The sequence below is a fragment of the Bacillus sp. PAMC26543 genome (assembly GCF_014250375.1).
Classification (GTDB): domain Bacteria; phylum Bacillota; class Bacilli; order Bacillales; family Bacillaceae; genus Bacillus; species Bacillus halotolerans.
Window position 1 is genome coordinate 2,777,195 of sequence record NZ_CP060193.1, and the last position, 12,766, is coordinate 2,789,960.

Here is a 12,766-nt window from a genome sequence, read left to right on the forward strand (position 1 = left end):
CAAGCGCCGCGTTAGTTTTTATCGGCCCATTTTAAATCGATGTAGCCGACAGGGTGCCGGACGATGTCCTTTACATGTTCGTTTTGCAGATTGACCTGATTATAGAAATAAACCGGAATGATCGGCGCTTCATTGATGAGAAGCTTTTCCGCCTTATGCATGAGTGAAAAACGCGTTTTTTCATCCGCTTCATTTTTCGCCTGTTTCATCAGCTGATCATATTCTTTGTTGGTCCAGCCTGTGCGGTTCATTGAATTTCCTGTTTGGAAGGCTTCCAGAAAACTGATAGGGTCCGCATAGTCAGGCAGAAATGAGCTTTGTGAGAATTGAAACTTAAGCGCTTTTTGCTCCTCTAAAAACACGTTCCACTCCATATTGGCCAGCTTCACATCGACGCCAAGGGTGTTTTTCAATTTTTGCTGGATGGCTTCAGCAATCTTTTTATGCTCCGGTTTCGTACTGTAAGTAAGCGTGACCGCAGGCAGCTTGTCATACTTCTCTTCCTTCATTCCTTTTTCCAGCAGCTGCTTCGCTTTGTTTTCATTTGGTGTGATCAGGTCTCCGCCCCCTTCCCGAAAGTCCTTGCCGTCAGGCTGTGTAAACCCGGGCGAAACAAAAGCGTGTGCCGGTTTTTCATTGTTTTTCGTGACGTATTTTACGATTTCCTTCTGATCAACAGCCATTGCGAAAGCTTTTCTGATGTTTTCATTTTGAAACGGCTCCATATTGACATTAAAGCGGTAAAAGTATAAACCCGCCTGATCAACGATGTGCACGTTGTCTTGATCCAGCAGCTGGTCACTTAGCTCAGCCGGTACGTATGCGGTGTCCAATTCACCGGACTGGAACATTTGGTAATCTGTATTTCTGTCACTCACCATTGCCCATTTCACTTTGTCAAGCTTCACGGTTTCTTTATCCCAGTACGTATCGCTTTTTTCCATTGTGATGCTGTCATCATGCTTCCATTCTGACAGTTTAAACGGGCCGTTTCCGACAAATGTATCGGCTTCAGCAAACCACTTTGGATTTTCTTTGTCGACTTTTTCGTTAACCGGAAAATACGCCGGGTTTGACACCACGCTCAGGAAATATTTTTGCGGTGCGGCAAGCGTCACTTCAAGGGTGTGATCATCCTTTGCCGTCACCTTCACATCGTCTCTTTTCCCTTTTCCGCTGTTATAGGCTTCGCCGCCTTCAATAAAATAGCCGAGAAACGCGGAAGAAGCTCCTGTTTTCGGGTCAAGCATCCGTTTCCAAGCGTATTCAAAATCTCCGGCTGTCACAGGGTCTCCGTTCGTCCATTTCGCATTTTCCCGAATCGTAAATGTGTACGTTTTCTTGTCTTTCGACACAGACCACTTCTCTGCCATCGCCGGCTCCGGTTCATTGTCTTTGCCGAGGCGCGTTAACCCTTCCATGATGTTATTTAACGGCTGCCAAGACACGTTATTAAAACCGATCGGCGGATCAAACGAGGTCGGTTCATTTTCATTATTTAAGTACAGTACCTTTTCTCCGCTTGTCTTTGCCTTATCTTCTCCGCTTTCTTTTCCAGCCTGCTCATTAGCTGTACATCCCATCAGCGCAAATGAAAGTCCCAGTGCAAGGCCCATTCCCCATAGCTTCTTCACTCTCTTCATCCTCTTCCCCCTTTTTCGTTATTCATCCTTCGCTCCCGGCAGCACCGCGTGCTCAGCCCGTTTATCCTGAAGCCAGCAGTGAACAGCGTGCGTGCCGGATCGAACGGTTTGATCAGGGTATACCCTGTCGCACACGATCATTCTGCTCGGACAGCGGGCGGCAAATGGGCAGCCCGGCGGCGGTGAAAATAAATCCGGCGGCGTGCCGTCAATCGGAATCAGCTCCGCGCCCTCAAGATCCAGCCGCGGGACAGAATTCAGCAGCCCTTTTGTATAAGGGTGCTGCGGCTTGTAAAATATATCTTTTCTCGTGCCAATTTCCGCTATTTTTCCGGCATACATAACAGCCACCCTGTCAGCAACCTGGGCAACCACGCCTAAATCGTGTGTGATCAAAATGACAGAAACCTTTGTTTTTCGCTGAATCTCTTTAAATAGTTCCAGTATTTGCGCCTGTATGGTGACGTCAAGGGCAGTTGTCGGTTCATCCGCTATTAAAATATCAGGCTCGCAGATCAGCGCCATCGCAATGACAATCCGCTGTCTCATGCCGCCGCTGAATTGATGGGGGTACTGCTTCAGGCGTGCTTCAGGATCCGGAATGCCGACCAATGCAAGCATGGACAGAACCTCTTTCTCAGCCGCCTTTTTCGTCATCCTTTTGTGACGAAGAAGCGCTTCCGCCAGCTGGTCGCCGACAGTCAGCGTCGGGTTTAGCGCCGTCATCGGGTCTTGAAAAATCATTGAAATGTCCGCGCCCCTTATGCTCCTCATTTCTCTGTCAGAGAGACGGCAAAGGTCTTTGTTTTTAAATAAAATGCTGCCGTCTGTCACCTTCGCTGAATAGGGCGGGAGCAGTCCCATAATGCTTTGAGAGGTGACGCTCTTGCCGCAGCCCGATTCACCGACAATGGCAAAGGTTTCGCCTTTGTACAAATCGAAGTTCACGCCTCTGACCGCCTGAACCGTCCCGCCGTAAGTCGTAAAAGAAACGTGCAAATCATTGACTGACAGAACTTTCTCCATACAGCTACCTCCTTAGCTTAGGGTCCAGTGCATCCTGCAATCCGTCCCCCAGCACATTAAACGCGTACATCGTTAACGAGATGAAAAAGGCAGGAAAGAACAGGCGCCACCAATGCCCAGACAAAATGGTCGGCAGGCCGTCATTCGCCATCACACCCCAGCTGGCAAACGGCGCTTGAATGCCGAGACCGAGAAAGCTCAAAAATGATTCTGCGAATATGGCGGTAGGTACAGTTAAAGTCATTTGTACGATGATCGCGCCCATTGTATTCGGCAGCAAATTTTTGCGGATGATGCGAAAGGTTTTTGCACCAAAGGTTTTCGAGGCGAGCACATACTCGTAATTTTTTATTTGCAGCACTTGGCCTCTTACAATTCTCGCCATGCCGACCCATCCCGTAACAGTCAGCGCTACGATAATGGTGCCGAGCCCCGGACCCATCAAGACCATCAGCAAAATGACAACAAGAAGATACGGCAGCCCGTACAGCACTTCAATAATCCGCATCATGACACTGTCTGTTCTGCCGCCTTTATAGCCGGCAATGCCTCCGTAAATGACACCGATCAAAAAATCAATCAGTGCGGCCATCACTCCGACAAATAACGAAATCCTCGCTCCGTACCATGTTCGTGTAAACACATCCCGGCCAAGCTCATCGGTACCGAACCAATGATCTGCAGAAGGCGGAAGATTTTGTTCTGTCAGCGATTGGCGCTCGACACTGTGAGGAGATAAAAAAGGACCAATTGCTGCCATCACAAATAGAAATAAAAGAATAAAAAGCCCGGCCATCGCTAGTTTATTTTTTTTCAGCCTTCTCCAGGCATCCTGCGCATAGGATAAACTCGGCCGTTTGACTGAATCGGTCTCTTGGGTCTTTTCCTGATTCGAAACAAACCATTCGTCCGGCACCTGAGCGTGCTGCTGCGGCTGGCGTTCATCTGTTTGTACAGGGAGATTCATACGCTTCACCCTTTCTTATGCAGTTTAATGCGCGGGTCCAGCAGACCGTAGGCCAAGTCGACCAAAAACAGCATTACGATCAAAATGACGCTGTAAAAAACGGTCGTTCCCATAATCACGGGATAGTCCCGCTGATTAATGCTTTCGACAAAATATTTTCCCATTCCGGGAATGGCAAAGATTTTTTCAATAACAAAACTTCCTGTTAAAATGCTGGCAACGAGAGTTCCCAGTACGGTAATGACGGGCATGAGCGCGTTTCTGAGTGCGTGTTTTACGATAATTTTGAGCGGAGACAGCCCTTTTGCTTTCGCTGTGCGGATATAATCCTGTGTCAGGACTTCGACCATGCTTGATCTTGTCAGCCTGGCGATAATCGCCATCGGTCCAACTGCAAGCGCTGCGGTCGGAAGCACCATATGGATCGGGCTCGTCCACGTAGCGGCGGGAAATAGTTTAAAATTGACGGCAAACTGCTGAATAAGCAACGTCGCCATAATGAAATTCGGGATGGAAATGCCGAGTACCGCGAGGCTCATCGCAGCGTAGTCCAAAAAGCCGTTGCGGCGCAGCGCGGCGGTTACGCCAAGTATCAGCCCTGATATCACAGCAATGACAATCGCTGCCATCCCAAGTTCGAAGGAAACAGGAAATCCGCGTTCCAGCATATCATTTACGCTGTCTGACGGTTTTTTAATAGAAGGGCCAAAATCGAATGTAATGATGGATTTTAGATAGATGATGTATTGGATAATGAGAGGATCGTCTAAGTGATAGTAGGCTTCGAGATTTCTTTGAACCGCTTCATTTGTGCCTCTCTCCTCATTAAAAGGAGATCCGGGAATGACCTTCATCAGAACAAAAGTCAGGGTGGTAATGACCAAAATCGTAGCTGCCATTGCCCAAAAACGCTTCATTATATATCTTGCCAAAGCCTTAACACCCCTTTAGCAGAATGATGTTCGCATTGCCAGTTCAGTCATGACAAGCATAGCCTGATAGGCTTCAAGCATATCCTTCGCCTGAAATTGAACGGTTGTGGTTCCCGGTTTGATTTCTGTACCCGGCATTAGATGAGCCCACTCAGCTTGGCCGTAATTGGCAAATTCAATGCTTAATACAGGCCTGTCAGGCGGTGTAAGCGGTTTAACTTTATCTTTGTTCTGCAAGGCATATGCGGTTTTTTCTGTCAGCAGCCGGCCGGCTTTCGCAGGCGACAGACATTTGACTGCAGACCTTGAAATCGTTTGTTTAACAGCAGCTGTCGTGACATTCGGGATGAGCTCTTCAGCTTCTTTGGCCGCCCGGTCATCACCGGCTACCATTATTACCGGGACATCGTAATAACCGGCAACGTAAGCATTTAATCCAAGCTCACCGACAGGCTGATCATTTATGTAAAAATGACGGACACCGAAAATCATGCTATGAGACATGACACCGGGAGTTGAGGCTCTTGCGTGATAACCGAGAAACAAAGCACCCGTGAAAGTATCATCTAGCCCCTGCACCATTGAAAATGGTTTAACATCGCCGGAGATCAAATCTGCCTCGGGATGAAGCTTTTCAATCATCAAATTATTCATTTTCGAATGGCTGTCATTCACCAGCACCTCCGTACACCCGCTGTTAAACGCTTCGGTAATACAGTAGTTTGCTTCTTCGGTCATGATCAGCCGTCCGCGTTCATAATTACGCTTGCCGGAATCAACAAAGGTATCATCCGGAAGACCTGAAATACCCTCCATATCTACTGACATGTACAGTTTCATAACGCTCCTCCTTTTTTACTAAATTATGAATATTCTAACAGATTATATTAAAAAAAGAGGAAAAATGCAATATAGCTGGGAAAAATCACTAACGTTCAGAGATAAAAAAGAATCCTCTTTCAAGGATTCATGTTTCTTTTGCTGCCTGTTCTGTCAGCTGCTCATATTTTTCGAGTGTTTTTTCAAATACTTGATCAAAAACATGCGGCACAGAGGCACGTATCACCGCCGCTCCCTCCCCTGTAATTCCGCCTTTCGTTGCAACACGGTTCAGCGTCTCCTCAAAGGACATCTTCTTTTCGATCAGCAGCTTGCCTGTCCCATACAGTGAGTGTATCAGGAAATCAAAGGCTTCTTCTTTTGTCAGGCCGCTGTTTCTCACAGCCGACAGCGCTAATTCTTCAAACACTGCGGCGATGAAGCCCGGAGCAGAGCTCGTCAGATTACTGGCGGCATCCAAATTTGATTCTTTTATTTCTCGCACACTGCTGAAAGCCGATAACAATTCATCCAAACGTTCTTTTTTCTGTGCCGCCAGTGCTTCACTGTGAACAACCAGTGAGATGCCGGCTTCCGCTTCAGATGTAATGGCCGGAATCAACCGTGATATTACAGCTGCCGTTTCAGCCTCTAAAAGCCGCAGAGGCACACCAGCCGCAATGGATACAATATGAGTATTCCGGTTCACATACGGGTGAAGCCGGCGTACTGTTTCAATGACATGGAGCGGCGGGACACATATAAAGATCAAGGCGCACTTTTCCGCCCATATCTCAAGCGGTTTTGCCGAAACGTCTGGATAATCAGCGAGCAAAGCCTGAAGCCTCTCTCCCTTAGTTCTTGTCTCAACAAACAGCTCATTTTCCTCTACTTGTTTATGCTTCAACAGCTGCCTGGCGATCATATCCGCCATGCTGCCATACCCGATCAATCCGATTGACTCCATCGTTTCAGCCCTTTCATGTACAATATTCCTTATAAAGTGTACCGTTTTTCGCACTTTTTCACAATTTCCCATAATGTTTTCATTTTTATCCCACAGTTTTTGTTTATGATAAAATCAAGTCATAAAACTGCCATAATCAAAATGTAATGAGTTGAAAATAGAGAGAAACGGAGTGAACATGATGGATAACTATCGTGACGAAAATAGAACAGAAGGACAAGAGAATGAGGTTTTTTTAACGAAAGAGAATGATCAAAACCCGTCTTACTCAGCCCGCAATGTGATTCATGATCAAGAGAAGAAAAAACGCGGATTCGGATGGTTCAGGCCGCTGCTTGGCGGAGTCATCGGCGGAAGTCTCGCCCTTGGCATTTATACGTTCACACCGCTTGGCGACCACGATTCTCAGGACGCAGCGAAACAGACGTCCAGCCAGCAGCAAACTCAATCTGTTACAGCTAAAAGCACATCCTCTGAATCAAGCAAAAGCTCGACAAGCTCATCTGCATTTAAGAGCGAGGATTCTTCTAAAATCTCAGATATGGTGGAAGATCTTTCACCGGCGATTGTCGGCATCACAAACCTTCAGGCTCAGTCAAACAGCTCTTTGTTTGGCTCTGGCTCTTCCGGTTCCAGCTCTGATTCAAGCGAAGATACAGAAAGCGGCTCAGGATCGGGTGTCATTTTCAAAAAAGAGAACGGCAAGGCTTATATCATTACGAATAACCACGTTGTAGAAGGCGCAACTTCACTTAAGGTGTCTTTATACGACGGCACTGATGTGACAGCTAAGCTCGTAGGCAGTGACTCTTTAACAGATTTAGCCGTTCTTCAAATCAGTGATGACCACGTAACAAAGGTAGCAAACTTCGGTGATTCATCAGATCTCAGAACAGGCGAAACCGTCATTGCGATTGGAGATCCGCTCGGAAAAGACCTGTCTCGCACAGTAACACAGGGAATTGTAAGCGGCGTGGATAGAACAGTTTCAATGTCAACCTCAGCCGGTCAAACAAGCATTAACGTAATTCAAACTGATGCCGCGATTAACCCGGGTAACAGCGGCGGTCCATTGTTAAATACAGACGGTAAAATTGTCGGCATTAACAGTATGAAAATCAGTGAAGATGATGTTGAGGGCATCGGATTTGCCATTCCAAGCAATGATGTAAAACCGATAGCTGAAGAATTGCTGTCTAAAGGGCAAATTGAACGTCCGTATATCGGTGTCAGCATGCTCGATTTGGAACAGGTGCCGCAAAACTACCAGGAAGGCACACTTGGCTTATTCGGCAGCCAGCTGAATAAAGGCGTATACATCCGTGAAGTCGCTTCAGGCTCCCCTGCTGCAAAGGCCGGGCTGAAAGCTGAAGATATTATCATCAGCTTAAAAGGAAAAGAAATCGACACAGGCAGCGAATTGCGAAATATCCTATATAAAGACGCAAACATCGGCGACACCGTCGAAGTGAAAATCCTCAGAAACGGCAAAGAAATGACGAAAAAAATCAAACTCGATCAAAAAGAAGAAACACCTTCTTAAGAAAAGCGCCTCAGGCCGCAAAAGCGGTCTGAGGCTTTTTATTAGACAAAAGACCTATCTGCTCTATGAAACTTTCTGCCGAGACACCCGTATATGATACAGGCTGACATCATTCTAATCAGATGCTTGAAGCATTGTTTAAAAAGGAGGAATGACATGAAAACCGTAGGATTGAGCATAATTTGCGCAGGATTGGCTTTTCTGATGCTGAGCTTTCTCCTTCCTGAATCAACATTGGCATGGGGAGTTACACTGGGGACCAGTATTCTATTAAACATAACAGGCACTGCTGTGATTATGCGTTTCTTAAAAAACCCCTCAATCTAACAGCTGATTTCAGCTCGCGGTGAACCGCAGTGCAAGTTCACAGTCTCTTCTTCCTTCCCTATCAGCATCTTTTACTTTGATCACCATACAGCACATAAAAAACCCCTGTCCGTAATGGGCAGGGGTTTCAGGTTAGGACATATGCTGGTCTCTATAGAGTCTTTTATTTTCAATCCCGTACGATTTCTGTACGATGTAAAGCGGCCGGTCTTTGGCTTCATCATAGATTCTGCCGATATATTCACCAATCATGCCCAGTATCAGAAGTACGATGCCGCTGAACAGGAGCTGGATGACGATAAGCGATGACCAGCCGGTAATGGTGCTGTCGGTGAACAGCTTCAAATACAGTACGATAAACATATACAGAAATCCTGCGCCTGACATTAAGACCCCGACATAGCTTGCCAGTTTCAGCGGTTTATGTGAAAATGTCGTAATGCCGTCCATTGAAAGCTTCAGCATTTTCTTAAGCGGGTATTTCGTTTCTCCGGCAAGCCTTTCATCACGTACATACTCAACTGCTGTTTGTTTGAAGCCTACCCAGCTGACGAGTCCTCGGACAAAAGGATTTTTTTCCTTTAATTTTTTCATTTCATCACAGACTTTTCTGTCCATGAGACGGAAATCCCCGGTATCAATCGGGATATCAATATCTGTCATGCTGCTGAGAAGCCGGTAAAACATGGCCGCTGTCTGTTTTTTGAAAAAGGTTTCCCCTTTTCGTTTTGTCCGGACGGCGTATACGACCTCATAGCCTTCCTTCCACTTTTCAATCATGTCTAAAATTAACTCAGGAGGGTCCTGCAGATCGGCGTCAATGACGGCGATTGCATTCCCCTGTGCATAATCCATTCCCGCTGTAATCGCGATCTGGTGCCCAAAATTCCTGGAAAAATCAATGATTTTCACTCTCGGATCAATCAGACTGTGGTCTCTTAAAATCTCAATACTGCGATCTTTGCTGCCGTCATTGACAAATAGCAGCTCATAGTTTTCCTTCGTTTGATCCATGACCTCTTTTAAGCGCTGATAGGTTTCATGAATGACAAGCTCTTCATTATACACAGGTATCACAATTGAATATTGAATATGTCTGCTCATGTTTTTCCTCCTATTCATCAGCATGTAGTTCGTATAATGCAGCTGACTGGTTCATTCCGCCAGGCCCGCCGCCCATTTTGCCGGTTTGGCCTGAAGCGTTGCTCTCGCTTGACGTACCTGATGAATCAGTCTGATCAGGTGATGTCTGCTGATCAGCGCTTGACTGCCATTTATCAGAAGAAACTTTCTTGCCGTTTTCTTGAACCCATTCGACAATTTCATTGTTTCCGCCTTTCCCCATTCCTGAAGCCAAGAAGTATTTCACTTTTCCTTCTTTTACGAGCTTTTTAAATTGAGTCAGCGTGATGGCCGGGTCAGAACCGCTGAATCCGCCGATCGTCATGACGGCCTTTTTCGTTTTGATAATATACGGAGCCGCTGTGTTTGAATCAGTTGTGGCGAATAAATATTCCGCTCCGGAGTTGTTTTCTTCTAAATACTCAATTAATTTTTCATTTACACTCGACTCGTTCATTCCCATGCCTTTTCCGCTGCTTGAAGAGAGCTGCGGCCCTGTTTCAGGAAGAGAGCTGTTTCCTCCGTACAGGAGAGGTGTGCTTGCCCAATAAATCGGCATCACAAGCAATACGAGAAGACCTGCAAGTGATATATAATATGTGAGCGGTTTTTGGCGCTGTTTAAAAATCAAAAGAGCAATGGCAGATAACGCACCGATAACCCCTACGCCGATACTCCATCCAACACCGATTTGATCGTTGTAGTTTCTCAGAATAAACAATTCAAATCCTGTTGTGGCAATCATCGCCGCCGGCAAAAGCCAAGACTTCCAGCCTGTATGGTTTCGGTATAACTGAACGAGCGCAACCCATCCAGCTCCGACAAGTGCAGCAATCGGCGGCGCCAGCATAATGAGATAATAATGATGGAAAAATTCTGCTACGCTGAAGAATCCGGCAATCGGCACAAGCCATGCAACCCAGAACACCGTCTCCTTCTGCTCAACAGATAATCTTCTTCTTTCTCTCGAGCCTGCAATCAGCAAGCCTGCCATTCCAAAAAGCGCAAATGGCAGCAGCCAGCTGATTTGATCAGATAGTTCTTGTTGGAAGAGCCGAAGCGGGCCAGGTGTTCCCGTTCCGAACATTCCTGTACCTGATTGCATTTTCGATCCGCCTGAACCGCCCTTACCTCCGTCGCCGCCAGGTCCGCCTTGTCCGCCATCTCCTCCGCCGTTTGGAGGGCCTCCTTGACCGCCGCTTGGCATTTCCCCATTGGATGGCGGTGCCGTCATATTGCCATTTGCAGATTTGTCATCGTTTGATGTACTGCTGCTTGATGACTGATTAGGCGGTGCTTGAGCGTCAGATGAACTGTTCTCCGCAGAAGGCATTTCTTTTGCTGTGTCTCCGCCTGACCCGCCCTGACCGCCGCCGGAATTTTGTCCTGTCAGCCGCTGAATTCCGTTGTATCCGAAAGCCAATTCCAAAACAGAGTTGGTCTGGCTGCTTCCGACATAAGGGCGTTTGCTGGCAGGGATATTGTCAACGATGAGCGGCCATGATAACGAAACTGCCGCTAACACGACTAATGCGCTTCCTAAAGAAATGATTTTTTTCTTGATTGTGGCATTTGCCGCAATCAGGTAGAACAATAAGAAAGCCGGTAAAATCATATAAGCTTGAAGCATTTTTGTGTTGAAACCTGCACCAACGACGAAAAATGCTGCTAACAGCCAGATCAGCTCTCCTTTTCTGATGGCTTTAAAGAGAAGCCATGTAGCCAGCAATAAGAAAAATACCAGTAATGCATCAACATTGTTTGTCCGGGCCACAGCCACCGCAATCGGTGTACATGCCATGATGAAAGAGGCAATTCTTGCTGCCGTCTTACCGAATGTCGGTTTTATTAACAGATACATTAAAAGGACAGAACCTACACCAGCAAGTGCCTGAGGCAGGATGACGCTCCAGCCGTGCATACCGAATATAAGTGCGCTGATGGTTTGTATTTGGAACGTAATAGGGGGTTTATCAACCGTTATAAACCCCGCCGCGTCGAATGAGGCATAGAAAAAATTATGAAAGCTTTGCATCATACTTGAGACTGCAGCGGTGTAATAAGGATTCACCGTATCATCATTCCAGATGTTATAGATATTTAAAAATGCAGATGCGAGCAAAATGAGAATCAGGAAGATGTCCAGCTCGCGTTTTTTCTTTTCCACGTTTGTCTTCACTCCTTTTCGTCTAACTTTGAAATAGTGTAACAAGCAAATATGAAAAAACTATTAATAAACAAAGGCAATATTTTTGCCAAAACCAATTCATACGATCAGTCCATAAAAGCAAAAGTTTTCGGGTCTTTATCCTGATCTAAATCTGATATTTTGTACCTAATATCCATATGTAAGCCGTTTTTGAACAAAAATAGCCTTCCGGTGACGCCGGAAGGCAAAGAATCACAATATATCGTTATTGAATCGGCTTCAGTCTTGCTTCGATTTCCTCTCTTCTATGCTCAAGATATGGCGGAAGAGCGATGGTTTGGCCAAGCTCATCAATTTCTTCATCAACCATAAAGCCCGGACCGTCTGTAGATAATTCAAACAGAATGCCGTTCGGTTCTCTGAAATACAGCGCCTTGAAATAGTAGCGCTCAACGATGCCTGAGTTGCTAAAGCCTTCCCGGCTGATGATGCGGTGCCATCCGGCAAGCTCTTCTTCGTCTCTCACGCGAAATGCGACATGATGGACACTTCCTTTTCCTTGACGTTCGCGCGGAAGATCATTTCTTTCAATTAAATGGATTTCTGTGGCCGCACCGCCTTCTCCAGATTCTAAAATGACCGCTGTTCCCTGTCCTTCAACCGGCTCTCGGCTGACCTCTGTAAACCCAAGAATATTGGTTAATACATGTAATGTTGGTTCAGCGTACGGCACTGTCAATTCAACAGGCCCTAACCCGCGAAATGAAAATTCTTCCGGAATGCCGCTTTGTTTAACAGGCAGACCATAACCTTTGCCTTTCTCATCAGCAGTCAGCACAAGGCGCTGTCCTTCATGATCTTCGAACGCCAATATGTCACGTCCGGCTCTTTGGGCGATGCCGCTATGCGCTACCTGATGCTCTTCAAAACGTTCTTTCCAGTAATGCAGCGCTTCTGTGCTTGGAACACGTAATCCAATAGAAGAAATACTGTTTGTTCCCGCATGAAACGGCGCAATGCGGGGAATCTCAAAAAACGTCAGTTCCGTTCCCGGATTTGCCACTTCATCTCCGTAGAATAGATGGTACATCGTTGGTTCATCTTGGTTTACGGATTTTTTGACGAGTTTTAATCCTAATACTTTACTATAGAAATCTAAGTTTTTTTGCGCGTCAGCTGTTAATGCGGACACGTGGTGAATGCCGTTGACTTTCATATGCTGTCCCTCCAGGTCAATTTATCTCGATTTCGAGATATTATATCAAAGATGT

11 protein-coding genes and 1 pseudogene are annotated in these 12,766 nt (G+C 46.3%); 2 read left to right on the top strand and 10 right to left on the bottom strand.

Going from position 1 to position 12,766, the window contains the following annotated elements:
* Window positions 1-11: 11 nt before the first annotated feature.
* The 6 genes from dppE to proG all read right to left on the bottom strand — a co-directional run bounded on the left by dppE (window position 12) and on the right by proG (window position 6,354).
* A complete protein-coding gene (dppE, locus tag H7F27_RS13920; RefSeq protein WP_038954184.1) occupies window positions 12-1,643 on the bottom strand; it encodes a dipeptide ABC transporter substrate-binding protein DppE in 1,632 nt (543 codons plus the stop codon).
* An 18-nt stretch (window positions 1,644-1,661) separates the two neighbouring features.
* Window positions 1,662-2,669 (bottom strand): ABC transporter ATP-binding protein, encoded by a 1,008-nt coding sequence (locus H7F27_RS13925; protein ID WP_185848040.1) that lies wholly within the window; start codon window positions 2,667-2,669, stop codon window positions 1,662-1,664.
* Between the two features lie 4 nt (window positions 2,670-2,673).
* Complete coding sequence (gene dppC / locus H7F27_RS13930; RefSeq protein ID WP_024121102.1) at window positions 2,674-3,636, bottom strand: dipeptide ABC transporter permease DppC; 963 nt, start codon at window positions 3,634-3,636, stop codon at window positions 2,674-2,676.
* Window positions 3,637-3,641: 5 nt separating this feature from the next.
* Window positions 3,642-4,568 carry a dipeptide ABC transporter permease DppB gene (gene dppB / locus H7F27_RS13935; RefSeq protein WP_044156207.1) on the bottom strand — a complete coding sequence of 309 codons (927 nt, stop codon included), beginning with the start codon at window positions 4,566-4,568 and terminating at the stop codon, window positions 3,642-3,644.
* A 15-nt stretch (window positions 4,569-4,583) separates the two neighbouring features.
* Window positions 4,584-5,408 carry a D-aminopeptidase DppA gene (dppA, locus tag H7F27_RS13940; protein WP_024121100.1) on the bottom strand — a complete coding sequence of 275 codons (825 nt, stop codon included), beginning with the start codon at window positions 5,406-5,408 and terminating at the stop codon, window positions 4,584-4,586.
* A 127-nt stretch (window positions 5,409-5,535) separates the two neighbouring features.
* The gene (proG, locus tag H7F27_RS13945; RefSeq protein ID WP_185848041.1) at window positions 5,536-6,354 is read right to left on the bottom strand and encodes a pyrroline-5-carboxylate reductase ProG; all 819 of its coding nucleotides are present in this window, start codon (window positions 6,352-6,354) and stop codon (window positions 5,536-5,538) included.
* A gap of 181 nt (window positions 6,355-6,535) precedes the next feature.
* On the opposite strand from proG, the gene htrA reads away from it, so the two are divergent.
* Together htrA and H7F27_RS13955 are read left to right on the top strand one after the other, a co-directional pair.
* The gene (gene htrA, locus H7F27_RS13950) at window positions 6,536-7,897 is read left to right on the top strand and encodes a serine protease HtrA (RefSeq protein ID WP_105953632.1); all 1,362 of its coding nucleotides are present in this window, start codon (window positions 6,536-6,538) and stop codon (window positions 7,895-7,897) included.
* A 156-nt stretch (window positions 7,898-8,053) separates the two neighbouring features.
* Window positions 8,054-8,224 carry a hypothetical protein gene (locus tag H7F27_RS13955; RefSeq protein WP_185848042.1) on the top strand — a complete coding sequence of 57 codons (171 nt, stop codon included), beginning with the start codon at window positions 8,054-8,056 and terminating at the stop codon, window positions 8,222-8,224.
* Window positions 8,225-8,356: 132 nt separating this feature from the next.
* Here the strand turns inward: H7F27_RS13955 and H7F27_RS13960 are convergent, their stop codons facing one another.
* The 4 genes and pseudogenes from H7F27_RS13960 to H7F27_RS13970 all read right to left on the bottom strand — a co-directional run bounded on the left by H7F27_RS13960 (window position 8,357) and on the right by H7F27_RS13970 (window position 12,711).
* On the bottom strand, window positions 8,357-9,328 hold the full coding sequence (locus H7F27_RS13960) for a glycosyltransferase family 2 protein (protein WP_103671570.1): 972 nt from the start codon (window positions 9,326-9,328) through the stop codon (window positions 8,357-8,359).
* A gap of 10 nt (window positions 9,329-9,338) precedes the next feature.
* Window positions 9,339-11,513 (bottom strand): ArnT family glycosyltransferase, encoded by a 2,175-nt coding sequence (locus H7F27_RS13965; protein WP_185848043.1) that lies wholly within the window; start codon window positions 11,511-11,513, stop codon window positions 9,339-9,341.
* Between the two features lie 8 nt (window positions 11,514-11,521).
* Window positions 11,522-11,617, bottom strand: a pseudogene (locus H7F27_RS20920) (hypothetical protein); the annotation flags it as partial.
* A gap of 143 nt (window positions 11,618-11,760) precedes the next feature.
* On the bottom strand, window positions 11,761-12,711 hold the full coding sequence (locus H7F27_RS13970; protein WP_024121094.1) for a ring-cleaving dioxygenase: 951 nt from the start codon (window positions 12,709-12,711) through the stop codon (window positions 11,761-11,763).
* Between the last annotated feature and the right edge of the window lie 55 nt (window positions 12,712-12,766).